Annotated in this window: 10 protein-coding genes; 2 read left to right on the top strand and 8 right to left on the bottom strand. The window is 54.4% G+C overall.

What is annotated here, in order from left to right; translation table 11 throughout:
• Nucleotides 1-402: 402 nt before the first annotated feature.
• The 4 genes from NSS64_RS02455 to NSS64_RS02440 form a co-directional block, all read right to left on the bottom strand.
• Nucleotides 403-633: a hypothetical protein gene (locus tag NSS64_RS02455; RefSeq protein WP_341139100.1), complete on the bottom strand. Its 231-nt coding sequence runs from the start codon at nucleotides 631-633 to the stop codon at nucleotides 403-405.
• A 157-nt stretch (nucleotides 634-790) separates the two neighbouring features.
• Nucleotides 791-3,058, bottom strand: coding sequence for an AraC family transcriptional regulator (locus tag NSS64_RS02450; protein WP_341139099.1), 2,268 nt, complete (start codon nucleotides 3,056-3,058; stop codon nucleotides 791-793).
• Between the two features lie 246 nt (nucleotides 3,059-3,304).
• Complete coding sequence (locus NSS64_RS02445; protein WP_036721939.1) at nucleotides 3,305-3,973, bottom strand: potassium channel family protein; 669 nt, start codon at nucleotides 3,971-3,973, stop codon at nucleotides 3,305-3,307.
• Between the two features lie 12 nt (nucleotides 3,974-3,985).
• Entirely contained in the window at nucleotides 3,986-5,356 is a 1,371-nt protein-coding gene (locus NSS64_RS02440) for a TrkH family potassium uptake protein (protein ID WP_341139098.1), read from the bottom strand.
• A 241-nt stretch (nucleotides 5,357-5,597) separates the two neighbouring features.
• Here NSS64_RS02440 and NSS64_RS02435 point away from each other — a divergent pair, with 241 nt between their 5' ends.
• Complete coding sequence (locus tag NSS64_RS02435) at nucleotides 5,598-7,301, top strand: CPBP family intramembrane glutamic endopeptidase (RefSeq protein ID WP_341139097.1); 1,704 nt, start codon at nucleotides 5,598-5,600, stop codon at nucleotides 7,299-7,301.
• A 90-nt stretch (nucleotides 7,302-7,391) separates the two neighbouring features.
• Here NSS64_RS02435 and NSS64_RS02430 read toward each other — a convergent pair whose 3' ends face one another.
• From NSS64_RS02430 to NSS64_RS02415, 4 genes are all read right to left on the bottom strand, one after another.
• Entirely contained in the window at nucleotides 7,392-11,966 is a 4,575-nt protein-coding gene (locus NSS64_RS02430) for a galactose-binding domain-containing protein (RefSeq protein WP_341139096.1), read from the bottom strand.
• 404 nt (nucleotides 11,967-12,370) lie between these two features.
• Nucleotides 12,371-14,419: an excinuclease ABC subunit UvrC gene (gene uvrC, locus NSS64_RS02425; RefSeq protein ID WP_340938334.1), complete on the bottom strand. Its 2,049-nt coding sequence runs from the start codon at nucleotides 14,417-14,419 to the stop codon at nucleotides 12,371-12,373.
• A 177-nt stretch (nucleotides 14,420-14,596) separates the two neighbouring features.
• Nucleotides 14,597-14,914: a thioredoxin gene (trxA, locus tag NSS64_RS02420; protein ID WP_036701616.1), complete on the bottom strand. Its 318-nt coding sequence runs from the start codon at nucleotides 14,912-14,914 to the stop codon at nucleotides 14,597-14,599.
• A 241-nt stretch (nucleotides 14,915-15,155) separates the two neighbouring features.
• On the bottom strand, nucleotides 15,156-15,602 hold the full coding sequence (locus tag NSS64_RS02415; RefSeq protein ID WP_340938333.1) for a GNAT family N-acetyltransferase: 447 nt from the start codon (nucleotides 15,600-15,602) through the stop codon (nucleotides 15,156-15,158).
• A 197-nt stretch (nucleotides 15,603-15,799) separates the two neighbouring features.
• On the opposite strand from NSS64_RS02415, the gene NSS64_RS02410 reads away from it, so the two are divergent.
• Nucleotides 15,800-15,961 (top strand): YqzM family protein, encoded by a 162-nt coding sequence (locus NSS64_RS02410; RefSeq protein WP_155991192.1) that lies wholly within the window; start codon nucleotides 15,800-15,802, stop codon nucleotides 15,959-15,961.
• Nucleotides 15,962-16,099 lie beyond the last annotated feature (138 nt).

Genomic DNA, 16,099 nt, shown 5'->3' with positions numbered 1-16,099 from the left:
AAAGGCATGGCGAGGGATGGGGCCGGGGGAGATTGGAGTGATTGGAGTGATTGGGGCGATGAGGGAGCGATCAAGGAGCGATGATAGCTAACAGGGAGCGATTCGGGAGCTATGAGAGCTAACAGGGAGCGATTCGGGAGCTATGAGAGCTAACAGGGAGCGATTCGGGAGCTATGAGAGCTAACAGGGAGCGATTCGGGAGCTATGAGAGCTAACAGGGAGCGATTCGGGAGCTATGAGAGCTAACAGGGAGCGATTCGGGAGCTATGAGAGCTATCAGGAATGATTAGGGAGCTACTGTTGCTCGCCCCGCCCGCTTTTACTAATATAGATTTGAACACTCCTACTTTCCACGAACTCAGGGGCACTTGTGCTTTTCATTTACTCAGTTGGCCAACTTTTCTAAAATTCAGGGGCACTTATGCTTCTCATCCGCTCACTTTCGGCTCCATCAGAGGGATTTATCCCTTTCTTTTCCGCATCCAGCTCACTTTCAGCACTATCAGAGGGATTTATCCCTTTCATTTCCGCATCCAGCTCACTTTCAGCACTATCAGAGGGATTTATCCCTTTCTTTTCCGCATCCAGCCCACTTTCGGCACCACCAGAGGGATTTATCCCTCTCATTTTCATCGCCTGCCCACTTTCCACCGACAAGCCGAAAAACCAAGATCCTTGAAACGAGATACCGGTCCGCCGGGGATGGGTTTCTAATGGTTTCTAATGGTTTCTACGGGTTTCCATGAGCTTTTATGGGCTTTTATGGGCTTTCATCACCATCTATGAGCTTCTAAGAACTCTTACTCTTCGCTGATTTGTAGCCGCTTGGCGGCATGCCTTCATACTTGCGGAAAAAGCGGTTGAAGCTCTGCACATTGGCGTAACCGACCTCTGCGGCAATCTGCTTGATCGTCAGCCCCGAATCCAGCAGCAGCTCCTTGGCCTGCTCGATCCTTAGCTGGTTGACGAAATCAATCATGCTGCTGCCGGTCTGCTCATAGACAAGCTTGCGCATATAAGAGTAGCTGATGCCAATCTGCTTGGCCATGTCCTCGAAGACAATTTCTTCGCGGTAGTGCTGCTTCAGGTACTCCATGATCCGCTGCGCATAATTGGTCTCATGGGTGCTGCGGTCCAGGCTCTGTACAATCTCACAGTAAAAATCATACAGGTACTCCTCCAGCTCATCCAGCGTATCCATCGCGGCGAGAATCGAATACACGTTGCCCCGGCCCATAATCATCCTTCCGGTTCCGAGGTGGTTCTCCCGGAGATGCTTGATCGTCGCGCCCATCAGCTGATGATAGATGAACATAATATTATCGTAGGAGATATGTTCCTCTGCGGAGATCTGGCTGCGGATGCTCTGCAGCTCCTTGAAGATTCCCACCAGGTCGCCGGCATCCAGGAAATTCAGAATTCGCCGCTCGCTGCTCTCAGAGTCAACATACTTGCGGCTGTTATCCTCCCCGTCGTGCCAGTACATGATGCTTCCGGCCCCCTTGATCATCCTGCGCTTAATCACCTCCATCGCCTCGAACAGCCGCAGCGCCACCCTCTCCGGAGCATCCGTCCGCTCACTCACCCCAATCGTGACCGAATGCTCCAGCAGCTCAAGAGACTGATCGCGGATCTCCTCCAGCGCCTGATGAATCAGAGTACTATGCGCCTCCCCCTCCTCCGGGGCAAAGTTCAGTACAATCACTGTACAGCCCTCATTATGGTAGACACAGCGGGCCACCACCCCCTCAGCGAAAACATTCTCATACTTGGCACTCAGCAAATACCGGTGATAACTGCGCGTCTCCACATTAGTATGGCCCACGTATCTTCTATATTGGTCGATGGAAACCACCACTACTCTGTAACAGGCATGCGGAAAAACCTCCGTAATCCGCGGCGGAATCTCACCGCGCAGCAGACGGTGCACGGCCAGACTGCGGGTATCCTGTTCGCGCTCCTGCAGCAGCTGGAACAGACTCTCTTCCTCCTCCTGCATCCGTTTGAAGGCCAGATCCAGGAAGGCCAGCTCATTCTTGTTCACTACGCCCAGATCCAGCTTCGAGCGCATCGTCTGCACCAATTGCCTCAGGGGCCTGGATAGCCAGGTGGCAAGGAAGATGGCCAGCAGCGTCCCCAGTACAATGATCGCCCCCGTCAGCAGAATAATATTTCCCTGCATCTCCCGGGATTTGGTCATTAGCTCATCCATGGAGCTCCAGCTGACATTCCACCACCCGGACAAGGAGGAGCGGCTCCAGGCATACACCGTCCGTTTGCCCTCCAGCTCGCGGAAGGTGTAGCCTTCACTGGCTTCCTGATTCAGAATCTCCTGTAAGAACGGCAGCTTACGGCTGTCGGAGAGCAGCATGGACCGGTCATTGAAGGAGATCACCGTACCCGCAGCGTCCAGCAGCAGGTAGTTGCTGTCACCCACCTCGGTAGCATGCAGATATTTGCCGATCTGGCTCTCCTTCATGTTGACGACAATCACTCCCCGGGTGGTGGTGGACAGGCGGTTGAGCGGGTACACATAAGACACCACATTCTCGCCCGACGCAAGCTTACGGGGCACCCATACCCCGCTGATCCCCCTGCGCCCCTTAAGCGCTTCTGTGATCCATCCGATAGGCTCATAGCGGGCAAGCGTCGTGATGCTGCTGTCGGTAGAGAAGACATAATCGGAATCCTCCAGGACAAAGAATGAAGAGTACACACCGTCCACCCGGCGGTTCAGGTTCAGCAGCTCTTTGGTCACGGACAGCGCCAGACTTACATTGTTATAGTTGGCGTTAATCTCATCGTAGGTCTCGAAGCTGCGGATACGGTCAAAAATATTCGTCGCCGCCAGACGCGATGTATCCTGGGCCAGATTGGCCAGCGCGTTCTCGTTCAGCCTGCGGTTGGCATTAAGCCCGGCCAGCGTGGATTCCCCGATAGCCGCTTCAGAATTCTGTATAATCTGTGACCCGCTGTACCAGGTCAGGACTGCTGTAGGAATAGCCATAATGCAGAATAGAATCAACGCCAGCTGCAGGATCATCGGTGTTTTTTTCATCACATATCCCCCTAAGCATTTCTATGTTACCGCTTACAATATTTTTATTTTATCATTTTAGGATACATTTTACATATGTGTATAGGAAAATTTTTCAACCCCCGCGCGGCATGTTACAGGCTGATGTGCAGGCGTTCTAATGTGCGGCTGCAGGCTTACGCCGAAACAGCAAAAACGCCTGGATGCATTGCCATCCGGGCGTTTGTAGCTTTCTTTTATCGGGATAGGCTGGCTGGCAGGAAGTCCTTACTCCGCATTCACCGCTTCATCCTCGAACTCCTCGATGCTGTCGTTGGAGCCGATCACCACCATGATGTCTCCCTGATGCACATGATCATGCGCGGTCGGGGCAACGATGATGCCATCCTCGCGGTTCAGGGCAATGATGCTGCAGCCGTATTTGGCGCGGGTGTTCAGCTCAGAGAGGCTTTTGCCGTTCATGCAGGCGGGCACCGTCAGCTCAACGACCTTGTAATCCTTGGAGATCTCGATATAATCGAGCAGATTCGGCGTCACCAGCTGATGAGCCACGCGGATACCCATATCCCGCTCCGGGAAAATCACCCGGTCTACCCCCAGCTTCGACAGCGCGCGGCCATGCAGAATGGAGATGGCTTTGCCGACCACCTGCTTGACGCCCAGCTCCTTCAGCAGAATCGCGGCCAGAATACTCCGCTCCATATTATCGCCGATCGCCACAATGCCGCAGTCGAAATTACGCACCCCGAGCGAGCGCATAATCCCTTCATCTGTAGCATCCGCCATGACTGCATGCGTCAGCCGTCCGGTCATCTCCTCCACCCGCTCCTCCTGGTGGTCTATGCCAAGCACCTCGTAGCCCATGGACATCAGCTCCAGCGCCAGACTTGAGCCGAAGCGGCCCAGGCCGATTACAACAAACTGCTGTGGTTTCATGACTTGATTCCCCTATCCAATTATCATTTTGCCTTCCGGATATTTATATAATGGTTTACCCTGTCTTGGACCGAGCGCATACGCCAGCGTCAGCAGTCCCAGCCGTCCGGCGAACATGGTCAGGCAGATCAGGATCTTGCCGACCTGTGTCAGCTCCGGGGTCAGTCCCAGACTCAGTCCGACATTGGCAAACGCTGAGATCGTCTCGAACAGAATCATCAGATACGGCAGCCCCTCGGTAGTCGAGAGCATCATCGAGACCGTAACGATCAGCAGCAGCGCCAGCAGCGTAATGGTCAGTGCCTTGAACACGCGCTCCTGAGCCAGCCGGTAACGGAAGAGCACGATGTCTTCGCGGCCGCGCAGCATGGAGATGACAGCTCCGATCATCAGCGTGAAGGTTGTGGTCTTAATGCCGCCGCCAGTAGAACCGGGGGAAGCCCCGATGAACATCAGAATCACGATGAAGAATTGGGTCGCCTGACGCAATCCCGTGATATCCAGCGTGTTGGCCCCTGCCGTACGCGGTGCCACCGATTGGAACAGGGAGGCCCATAGCTTGCTCCCGAGGTTCAGCGGTCCCAGGGTCCGCGAATTGGTGAACTCGAAGATGAAGATGACCACCATTCCGGTCACAATCAGTCCGGCTGTCATCGACAGCACCACCTTGCTGTGGAGCGACAGCCGGCGTGTGCGGCGGTATTCGGCCAGGTCGGAGATGACGATGAAGCCGATTCCCCCGGAGATGATCAGGAACATAACGACCAGGTTAATGACAGGGTCTCCGACATAGCTGATTAAGCTATGATCATGCCCGCCGAACAGATCGAATCCGGCGTTATTGAACATCGACACCGCGTGGAACACCCCGTAGTAGACCGCGCGGCCCAGCGGCATATCCACCGCCCAGCGGATGGACAGGAGAAGCGCTCCCGCAGCTTCAATGACCAGGGAATAGAGCAGCACCTTGCGGATCAGCCGCACAATCCCTTCCATCGAGCTCTGATTCATGGCTTCCTGAAGAATCAGCCGGTCACGCAGTGAGATTCTGCGCCTGAACACCAGCGCAAACAGCGTGGCCATCGTCATGAACCCGAGCCCGCCAATCTGGATCAGCACCAGAATGACCGCTTGTCCGAAGCCCGTAAGATGGGTACCGGTATCCACTACAGCCAGTCCGGTCACACAGGCGGCAGAGGTGGCCGTGAACAGCGCGTCCATGAAGCGGAGCGGCTGCCCGGGTACGCTGGATACCGGAAGCATAAGCAGCAACGTGCCGATGAAGATAACCGCAGCAAAGCTCAGCACTAGGATTTGCGGAGGAGCCAGCTTCAGGAATCGGAAGCCGGTGATCTTGGAAGACGGTGACGCCAAACTTCTCATCCTTTCAGGGTTCCATATTAGAAGTTACGAATCGGTCAGTATCAGATAAGCATACAAAATTATATACGTTATTGCCTAACTTCACAAAGACTCATTTTGATAAGAAGACAAAAATAACAAGCCTTTAAGCATAAGCCGGGACTTCTTCACGTAAAAGGATAATAAGGCATTTCTTTGTACCTGCCCGGCATGTAATACTATAATGGATGGATGAGAGCATTTTATTTCAAGGAGGCGTTCCATGAATCCCGTCGGCCAGCCCCTGCATCAGCGGCCCCTTACTACCAAACTTATCCTTGCCGGAATTCTCGGACTCATTCTATTTGTCATGTTCCAGGTCGCTCCCCAGCTCCTCTCCAGTTCAGACGGGGATACAGCCATTCTCAGCAAAAGCGAAATCCGGGAGAAGGCCGCCGCCTTCGCCGCCGGGCAGCTCGGCTATGAAGCCGCAGCCGGAGATGAATGGGTGATCCTGTACAAGACGGACTCTTCCTTCTACGGCTATATGTCCCGTGAGAAGCTGCTTCCGGACTATTCCAAGAATAAGCTGGACCAGCGTTATCCGTTCGATGTGTACCATGCGGTGCTCTATACGTCCGGAGAATCGGCAGCCCGGCTGGCAGTCGATCTCAATATGTATACCGGCAAGCCTGCGGCTTTTGCTGTTGGCGCCGATGCCGATGCTGCGTCCGGGCTGAATTACGGGGAGCGGCCCACGGCGGCAACCAAACGTACCGATCCTGCCAATCCTGTAAGCAGCATACCGGAGCTGAGCCTGGAGGCAAAAGAGAGGCTCGCCCTTCCCTGGCTGAAGCTATGGGGGGCCAATCCTGCCAAGCTGAAGATTGAGGCTAACCTTGAGGGATACGGGCTTGTCTATTCCGACAACTCCGTCACCATAGGTGAATTACCGCTTAAGTACCAATTCAATTATCTGAACGGCGAGGTCTCGTACTTCCGTGCAGGATTCTCGGCTCCTGCCTGGCATGATACTTATGTGGACGGGCAGACCTCGCTTGCCAAGAAGCTCACCTTGTTCGGCTACGGCCTGCCTACCCTGCTGCTCGGCATCCTGGCGATGATCTACGGCATTCTGCGCAGGAAGCATACTTCCTGGAAACGCGGAATTTTCCTGAGCTCCGTCCATTTCCTGATCATGATGGTCAGCAGCTACAATGTGGTATCCGAATCCGGCAGCGGCGGCGCTGAGGCAAGAGTTACCGCAGTAGTCATGTTCATCATCTACGTTCTGTACAGTCTGCTGATGTCGCTCCTGCTCTACTTCTCTCTGGTCGGAGGGGACGGCTTGTGGCGCTCTGAGGAGAAGCTGAATCCTTGGCCCCGGGCCTCCGAGCCCGGCTACGGCCACTATGTACTGAAGAGTATTCAGGCTGGTTATATCTGGGCCTTCATCCTGCTTGGCGTACAGACCGTCATGTTCATTATTCTGTCCTATACGCTGGATAACTGGTCCACCACTGACGCCAGCCAGTCGCCTTACAATATGAAATATGCCTGGCTGCTGCCGATTGTAGCCTGGCTGGCCGGGCTCTCGGAAGAGGCGGTCTACCGTCTGTTCGGTATCCGAATGCTGAAGAAGCTGGTCAAGAATACGCTCATCGCTTCACTGATCACGACCCTGATCTGGGCACTCGGACATACGCTCTACCCGATCTATCCCGTCATCTCACGGCCGATTGAGCTGACGGTCATCGGTCTTCTGTTCAGCTATATTTTCATCCGGTACGGGTTCATCGCGGTGATGTTCAGCCATGTGGTATTCGACAGCATCCTGATGGGCGCGACACTGATCTTCATGCAGGATAAGGTGAATATCGGCGCCGGCATCGTGACCATCATCCTGCCGTTCATCGTCGGTTATCTGGTGTATCGCTTCAACCCTCCACGGGAGCCGAAGCAGGCCGAACCGAATCCTACTCCATAAACACCAGAAGCGGCTGCGCCTCCTCCTCCGGGATAGCGCAGCCGCTTCTGTATTGTTATGCTGTCCAGACTGACTTGTGCATTCTGTGCATTAATAGACGGACAATTCCCATAAAGAGTAGCCATATTGTGTGCCGCGCTGCGTCCCGTTCACTTTCACGTACCGCGCGCTGACCGGGTTGAAGCTGATATCGTCGATGTCCCCATCCCCGGTTGTTGTGGAATAGGCCGTTGTCCAGTTCGTGCCGTCTGCTGACGTCTCGATTGTGTAGGCTTTGGCATACGCGCCCTCCCAGTTCAGCAGCACACGGCTGACCGTTTGGGCAGAACCCAGATCCACCTGAATCCACTGCGGATCACTGAAGTCCGACTCCCAGCGGGTGCCAAGATCTCCGTCCACAGCACCGGCTGCGGGCTGCTTCGGATTCTCCGAAGCGGTCACCGCCTTGTTCAGCGCAAGGTTCACAGTTGGCGTTGTGCCGCCGGAAATCACCTGCTGCACCGAAGCATCATTATATCCGGCCGCAGTGACTGTAATCGTGTAAGTTTTCCCTGCAGGGAACAGCGCAGGGTTCAGGGTGATTGTACCGGCTGCCACGGTAACATTCGCTGCCGCTGCTGCCACTCCATCCACCCTCACCGCAGTAATTGCATTTCTCCAGGCCGCATTCTCCGTGAACGTCAGCTCAATCGGCTGGCCTGCTGCGTTCCCGGTGGTATCGGCTGTCAGGGCAGGCGGAGTAAGCGGTGTTACAGCGCTGCCGCTGCCGTACACTTCCAGTTCCCATAAGGAATACCCGTACGGTGTACCGCGCTCTGTGCCATTAACCTTCACATACCGCGCGCTGACCGGGGTGAAGCTAATGTCATCGATGTCCCCGTCTCCGGTTGTTGCCGAATAGACCGTTGCCCAGTTCGCTCCGTCTGCCGACGTCTGGATCGAGTAGGCTTTGGCGTACGCGCCCTCCCAGTTCAGCAGCACACGGCTGACCGTCTGGGCAGAGCCCAGATCCACCTGAATCCACTGCGGATCGCTGAAGTCTGATTCCCAGCGGGTGCCCGGGTTCCCGTCCACAGCTGCGGCAGCGGGCTGCTTCGGATTCTCCGAGGCAGTCACCGCCTTGTTCAGCGCAAGGTTCCCTGTCGGCGTTGTGCTGCCGGTAATCACCTGCTGCACCGAAGTATCGGTATATCCGTCTGCCGTCACTGTAACCGTGTAAGTTTTTGCCGTGGGGAACAGCGCGGTGTTCAGCGTGATTTTACCGGCTTCCACAGTATAATTCGCTGCCGTTGCTGTCACTCCATCCACCTTCACTGCAGTGATTGCATTTCTCCAGGCCGCATTGTCCGTGAACGTCAGCTCAATCGGCTGGCCGGCTGCGTTCTGAGTGGTATCGGCTGTCATGGCAGGCGGAGTAAGCAGCGTATCCGTGGTGACCTTCGTCGGGTCCACCTTCACCAGCTTCTTGGCTTCGACTACAGCCGAGCCTGTCACTCCTCCGCTGTTGCGGAACGTAACGGTTATGGCCGCATTCGTCGGATTCCAGACCAGCGCGCGGTAGGCGGAACCTTTTTTATATACCGTTGCACTGTAGCCGTTCTCCGCCCAAATGTCCTTGGTGCGTGATCCAAGTGTGGCCATATTGTGCACGAACCAGTACGTGTTGTACAATTCGTTCTGCTGCGGCAGTGCCGGATTCCATTTATTCAGCACCGCCTGCGGATCGCTCAGCGCCTGGATCGGCCAGACAATATGGTACCAGTCCGGTTCCGGCCCGCCGTTATCGGCCACGAAGCCGCTGTATAATCCAGCCGCCTTAGCCGTATCGAACCCGTAGCTGGTTAAATATTCTGCTGTAGGCAGCCAGTGGATGCCATAGACATACACCGGATTCCCGTTGAAAAAGGTGCCGAAGAAATTCGAGCTTCCGTAAATCTGGCCCACCGTTTTATGCGTATAGCCCGGCAGCCAGTTATCCTGGTCGTAGTTGAACCAGTACTGCTGTACTGCTCTAAGCTCCGTCGTGAAGCCCATAATGGACGCATCGCGGAAGGCTGTATTGCCGGTCAGCGTGCTCCACATATATTGGCCGACCCAGCCGAACAGCGATTCCCCTGCTGCTTCCTGGTTATTGCCGCTGTCATTGTCCGCATACCCGCCGGCCCAGGAATGACCTTCATACGGGTCGAAGTTGCGGAAGTACGGGTACTTAGGGTCTGTCTTCGACGGATTGGCATAATCCCGGATCAGCTCATCGACCATTCCGCTGAATTTATTTCTGAAGTCGGTATCATAGGTGGCGAGCACGGCCGATGCAAAAACATAATAGCCATACGTAAAATGATGGTCCGTGATGCCGGAGTTCGCGCCGAACTCGCTGTTTTTATAGATCAATGTTCCCCAGTCAGAGTTGTAGTCGAAATAATAATCGGTTTCCCCCGAGGTGTACGTATACCAGTCTGTAAGCACCGTCTTCATCCGGGAGAGGAACAGATTCTTGTAGCTCTCATTGCCGATCTGATCGGCGATCAGCACACCCATGGCCAGCGGATGCAGCTTCTTGCCCTGCCAGTACGCATCGGCCTGCATCAGATTGGTGGCAGTGTCCGTATCCAGCAGCGCCAGGTAATTCAGCAGATCCTGACGGGAATAGGTAGAATCGCCCGGCTCGGTGAACTGCGGCACAATGCCGTGGAATTTATCCGTAGTGGCGAACGAATTGCCCTCTGTCACCTTCATCGTTCCGCGGATGGACGGGAAGGAGACAGCGGTCAGCGGTGTTGTGGTCACCTTCCACTGGTGGGGAAGCTGGGCCATCAGCGTGGTATTCGGGAAGCCTGAACGCTTGAGTTCTGTTACCGCATTGAAGGTAGTTGTGACATCTGAGGTCGTCTCGTTGAAGGTATAGGCCACCTTCGTGTCCGTCACGAAGGCATAGCCGTGCTGGTAGAAATAATTCAGATTGGACGGTGCCGGAAGAGCCGACAGGGACAGGTAATTCTGGCCTCCTCCCAGCTGAATTTTGAGCTTGGCGCCGACCCGCTTGAAGGTTGTACCGGCCGGAGCATACAGCCCATAGTGTCTTGTTACCATTTCAGGCGTTGGTGCCCCGTTGGAATTGGTAACCGCAATGCCGATATGGTCTGCAGTCACGGTGTCGCCGTCTGCAGCCAGAATCGTAGTATTGCTGTCATTAAAGAAGCGGGCCCCGGCGGGCAGATACACTTCAGGACTGGACGGATCACTGAACTGCGAGTAGAGGTAAGGCGAGCCTTTGACGAACGTTGTCTTCAGCTTCTCCGCAGCGCCATCGCTTAACACCGCAGTCGCCGACCAGTCGCCGTAACCGGTAATCCGGTTCGACATCCCCGAAGTATTAATGTTGCCGGCCATCAGGAACAGGTCCGGGCTTCCCGCCGCTTCCTGTGCCTTGCCGTCGGCGCTTAAATAGCCTGCACCCGGATTCAGAATGCTGAGGCCCTGCTTGGTATATTTCGATTTGAGCGGAAGCGTGATAATGCCGTTGCCGAGCTGATTGATCATAATGGACTGCCACCAGTCATTGGAAGGCAGCGGCGCAGTCAGCGCATCCGATTTGTACAGCGGATATTTAGGCTGGGGAACCGAGAGGTCATTCGCGGCATGGCTGCCTTGGCCTACGGGTACTGTGGTCAGTGTAGGCAAGGCCGGAATGTTATAGACCGGCTTGGGATCGCCTGCCACATAATCATAGGCCTGGAATTCAAAGATCGAGTACCCGAAGGAGGTGGCTCTGCTGATGCCCTTCATCCGCAGATAGCGGCCGCTGGCATAGACCGGCAGATTAAGTGTGCCACCGTCGCCGTGCAGCTCCCGGTATACCGTAGTCCATGTGCTTCCGTCATTGGAAACCTGAATATCATAGATCCGGCCGGCAGCGGCCTCCCAATTAATGACCACCCGGCCCAGCGTACGTACGCTGCCCAGATCAACGCTCAGCCATTCATTATCGGTCGCGTTGGAAGACCAGCGTGTGTTCAGGTTGCCGTCTACCGCCAGTGCCGGCAGGGTAGAGCCAACAGGGAGATAGTCGGCCACCTGATAGGATGAAGCCGTCGCGGGCTTGTTCAAGGCCACATTCGGACCCAAAACTACCGGAGGAGGATTAACGCCGCCAGTGCCGTATACTTCAAACTCATAGAGGGAAATGCCGTATTGCGTCAGGTTCCGCTCTGTGGCGAATACCCGGACATAACGGCCGGTGCCGCTGAGTGTAATGTCATCCACACCGCCGTCTCCAGTAGTTGTGGAATAGATATCACTCCAATTCAATTCGTCTGCGGATACCTGGATCTTGTAAGACTTGGCGTAAGCCCCTTCCCAGCGGAGCACAACGCGGTCTACCGTTGCAGTTGCCCCGAGATCCACATAAATCCAGTTCGGGTCCGTCCCCCATGAACTGCTCCACCGGGAACCTGTATTGCCGTCCACCGCCAGATCCGGGGTATTATTGCCCTCCGTGCCCGATGCATACGCGGGCCGGTCTGTGGAGAGCAGATAAGAGTCCGCGGCATATGCCCGTCCGGGCGGAAGAACCTGCACGAGACTCAGCAGCATGACGATGCTTAGAATAAGAGCGGTCCCGCTGATTCCCCTCTTGCGTCTTACAGATTTTGAATATACCATTCCCTTTATCCTCCTCTTTACGATTGGATTGCAGCTCTTCAGCCTGTAAACCTGACTTTTTCCGGAGTCCATTTCCCGGAGTCTGCATCAGCCCCTTACCCTGGTTCTAGAAGTCCACAGCTTTCAGACAAGCGCTTTCATAGATTCATAATAAGCGTACCCCTTACCGAAACCGGTTGCAATTGGTAAAAGCGACGATTTATGCAAAATATGAAGATTTATCTAATTGTGCAGCGACAGATTACGGAACTTCACCCCATTTGCTCATCATGTTCGGTTTTCCGCACACATTGGCCTTCCGGGAATGTAGCGGGATTTCTGAGTATACCATCCATTCCTGACCACAACCAAAGAAGCCGGCCCACATGGGGCCGGCCTCTGTTCCGTTACCGTTCAACTCTATTTTAGATTGACGGCTCCTCATCCTTCAGCGCCTCCAGAATCTGACCGGCCAGCTTCTCGCCGATGGACAGCACCTTGAAATCCTCGATGGAGGCTTCCTTGATCTTCTTGAGTGACCCGAAATGCTTCAGCAGCAGCTTCCGGCGCTTATCCCCGATGCCCGGAATCGAATCGAGCTTCGAGGTGACCATTGACTTGCCGCGCTGCTCCCGGTGGAACGTGATCGCGAAGCGGTGAACCTCATCCTGGATACGCTGCAGCAGGTAGAACTCCTGGCTGTCTCTGGCGAGCGAGACCGGCTCGGCAGAGTCGCCGACCAGCAGCTGGGCGGTTCTGTGCTTGTCATCCTTGACCAGACCGCAGACGGGAATGAATAACCCCAGCTCATTCTGCAGAATATCGATCGCCGAAGAGATCTGGCCTTTGCCTCCATCGACTACGATCAGATCCGGCTGCGGCAGATTCTCCTTCAGCACCCGTTCATAACGCCGCCGGATCACCTCGCGCATCGTCTCATAATCATCCGGCCCCTGTACGGTGCGGACCTTATACTTACGGTATTCCTTGCGGGCAGGCTTGCCGTCGATGAAGACCACCATGGCCGAGACCGGATTGGCCCCCTGGATATTCGAGTTATCGAACGCTTCGATCCGGTTCAGCGAGTCCAGCCCCAGGCTCTGCCCCAGGCTGCTGGCCGCCCCGGAGGTGCGCTCCTCGTCCCGCTCGATCAGGCGGAACTTCTCATTCAGCGCGACCCGGCTGTTCTGGCAGGCCATGCCGATCATCTGCTTCTTCAGCCCGCGCTGCGGCACCAGCACCTTAATGCCCAGCCATTCCTGCAGGGCGGCTGCGCCTCCGGCCGCATCCACGGTCCCTTCGGCAGCCGCCTCCTGCTCTGCCTGCTCCTGCACAGCTTCGGCAGCCGTGGAGAGATCAGCCGCAAGCATCTGACCAGCGGCGTCCAGCTCGCGCAACTCCTCTCCGGCCTCCGTCTCGTCCTCTGCGCCCAAGGCAGCCATCAGCGCCTGTCCGCTCGGCATTCCTACAGCCTCCGGTCCGCCGCTTCCCTGACCAGCGGCGCTGCCTGCTTCCGGCGGAAGCATTCCGGCGCTGGCCATATCCGGCAGCAGGATTTCCTGCGGCAGCGCGGGATTGTCGCTGTAATACTGCGTCACATAAGACATGAAGTCACTGTACGCCTCTCCGTAGAACGGGAAAGCCGACGAGTGGCGCTGAATCATTTTCCCCTGCCGCATGTACAGGATCTGCACACACATCCAGCCCTTGTCTACCGCATAGCCGAAGACGTCGCGGTCCTTGGTATCGGCTGTATTGATCTTCTGCTTCTCCATCACGGCATCGATGTGCTGAATCTGGTCGCGCAGCTCCTTGGCCCGCTCGAAATACAGCTCCTCGGCTGCCTCCTGCATCTTCTTCTGCAGATCCTTCTTCACCGCATCATGTCCGCCCCCGAGGAAGGAAGAGATATTCTGAATAATCTCCTCATAGGCTGACTTCGGCACTTCCTTCTCGCATGGCGCGAGGCACTGGCCCATGTGATAGTACAGGCAGACCTCCTTCGGCATCACCCCGCATTTGCGCAGCGGATACATCCGGTCGAGCAGCTTCTTCGTCTGCTGGGCGGCGTAGCTGTTCGGATACGGTCCGAAATATTTCGCTTTATCTTTCAGCACCCGGCGGGTAACCTCCAGGCGCGGATGGGCTTCGTTGGTGATTTTCAGATAAGGAAAGGTCTTGTCATCCTTCAGCAGCACGTTGTAGCGCGGCATATGCTTCTTGATCAGATTGCACTCCAGAATGAGTGCTTCCATGTTGCTCGACGTCACGATATATTCGAAATCAACAATATTGGCGACCAGCCGCTGCGTCTTCCCGTTGTGACTGCCGGTAAAATAAGAGCGTACACGGTTCTTCAGCACTTTGGCCTTGCCGACATAGATGATCGTACCCTCTTGATTCTTCATCAGATAGCAGCCGGGCAGATCAGGCAGCAGCGCAAGCTTGTTGCGGATATTATCCATATAATCCATAAGTTCTCCCCCACCTGTTACTACACGGTTATAAGGTAAGTTTAGAATAGAATGTACTACACATTCAAGCCTTAATATAGAACATCCGTTTCTATAGGACAGACAAAGCGCCTTCGATAATCCGAAGGCGCTTTGTCTGAAGGGCCGCATGGCCCGGTTACAGCAGGTTATAATCCATTATTGATGCTTGGCTACGATATTCTTAAGGGAGTCCTTGGAGTTCAGTCCTACGACTTTGTCCACAGGCTGGCCGTCTTTGAAGAAGATCAGAGTAGGAATACTCATTACTCCAAAACGGGAAGCTGTCTCAGGATTCTCATCAACATTCAATTTAGCGATCTTCACATCGTCACCCAGCTCGGTGGACAATTCCTCGAGAATTGGGGCAAGCATTTTGCAAGGGCCGCACCAAGGTGCCCAGAAATCTACTACTACAGTACCTTGACCTTCCACTTCATTCACGAAGGATTGGTCAGACACGTTTACGATAGCCATGATATTGTTCCTCCTTAAGATAAGTTTTGTGAGCTTAAGCTGTACGAAATAACTTCCGCTTCTATAGCCTGAGCCAAGTCCGCAGAATTTACTCCGAGATCATAGCGGGATAAAATGCTTCATGTAATATGATAACCAGATTATCATTTACCGACACATTCACAGTATAACATAAATACAATGCATTTGTTATATATTTCGAGAAATTATATTGTATAAAATTAATTTGTCTTTTAACGGTTTAGACTTTGTCCCTGAGATTCAGCTTCATCGTCCACGAGGTACCGGCTGTCCCGACATACTCGAAGCCGAGCTTGTGATATAACCGGACGGCCGCCTGATTCTCCGGATCAACACTGAGCGAAAGTGACGGGTATCCATCGGATACGGCTTGCTGTATGATGCCCTTCATAAGCCTGATTCCCAATCCCTGCTGCCTGTAGTCAGACCGAATAGCAACGCCTAATTCCGGGGTTGTAGCATCCACAAATCCGTAGCCCTGGTTCGTCTCGTCAAACAGCCTGTACCAGGCAGCACCTGCGGGCTGATTATCCACCAGTGCGATTACCGCCCTGTCGCCTTGTCTCCCCCAATGTTCGTTGTACTTCGCAATCCCCGGGGAATTCAGCAGCTCACTTCTGGGAGGCTTACCTTGTTCAATATGAATGGACTCATAATGCATATCCATAAGAAAATCATACTCCTGCGGTTCCATAGGTCTTATATTTAGCATAGAATCACCCTTTTGGCATACGATCTTATCTTTACAACTTCCCTGCATCTTCGTATACTTGAAGAAAGCGCATTAATTGTCAATGACTTCGCTCACATGTATAACTGTAACCCACTTCATGCAGTCATGCAACAGCAAGGAGGAAGAAGCGAATGGACGTCAATGTCAACGCACAGGTCCGTGACCCGCGGGAGCATATCAATGAGGAGCCCCGCAACGATCTCGGTGATCTGCTGGCCGGTTTCTTCGGGATGACCGGCTTCATGACCGTGGTCTTCTTCGGAATGGTAATCATCAAGTATTTGTCCGAATAGCTGCTAGCTGCAGTGTCCGGTATTCTTCGCCCAGGCCTGGGCGGGATGCCGGATTTTTTTTGCGTTCATTTTGCGATCCGTCAAGTGCCGTTAAGAATAACATAAATTTACAATTTAATAAAAAGAAAACACATTTTT

Source organism: Paenibacillus sp. FSL H8-0122 (assembly GCF_038005345.1).
Classification (GTDB): Bacteria; Bacillota; Bacilli; order Paenibacillales; family Paenibacillaceae; genus Paenibacillus_AQ.
The sequence above is the reverse complement of the archived record's forward strand: the minus strand, read 5'-3'. Positions and strand labels throughout refer to the sequence as shown.

Excerpts from the sequence above, each read along its gene's own strand:
- NSS64_RS02455 (WP_341139100.1), bottom strand. The coding sequence starts at position 633 with ATGAAAATGAGAGGGATAAATCCCTCTGGTGGTGCCGAAAGTGGGCTG.
- NSS64_RS02450 (WP_341139099.1), bottom strand. The coding sequence starts at position 3,058 with ATGAAAAAAACACCGATGATCCTGCAGCTGGCGTTGATTCTATTCTGC.
- NSS64_RS02445 (WP_036721939.1), bottom strand. The coding sequence starts at position 3,973 with ATGAAACCACAGCAGTTTGTTGTAATCGGCCTGGGCCGCTTCGGCTCA.
- NSS64_RS02440 (WP_341139098.1), bottom strand. The coding sequence starts at position 5,356 with ATGAGAAGTTTGGCGTCACCGTCTTCCAAGATCACCGGCTTCCGATTC.
- NSS64_RS02435 (WP_341139097.1), top strand. The coding sequence starts at position 5,598 with ATGAATCCCGTCGGCCAGCCCCTGCATCAGCGGCCCCTTACTACCAAA.
- NSS64_RS02430 (WP_341139096.1), bottom strand. The coding sequence starts at position 11,966 with ATGGTATATTCAAAATCTGTAAGACGCAAGAGGGGAATCAGCGGGACC.
- uvrC (WP_340938334.1), bottom strand. The coding sequence starts at position 14,419 with ATGGATTATATGGATAATATCCGCAACAAGCTTGCGCTGCTGCCTGAT.
- trxA (WP_036701616.1), bottom strand. The coding sequence starts at position 14,914 with ATGGCTATCGTAAACGTGTCTGACCAATCCTTCGTGAATGAAGTGGAA.
- NSS64_RS02415 (WP_340938333.1), bottom strand. The coding sequence starts at position 15,602 with ATGGATATGCATTATGAGTCCATTCATATTGAACAAGGTAAGCCTCCC.
- NSS64_RS02410 (WP_155991192.1), top strand. The coding sequence starts at position 15,800 with ATGGACGTCAATGTCAACGCACAGGTCCGTGACCCGCGGGAGCATATC.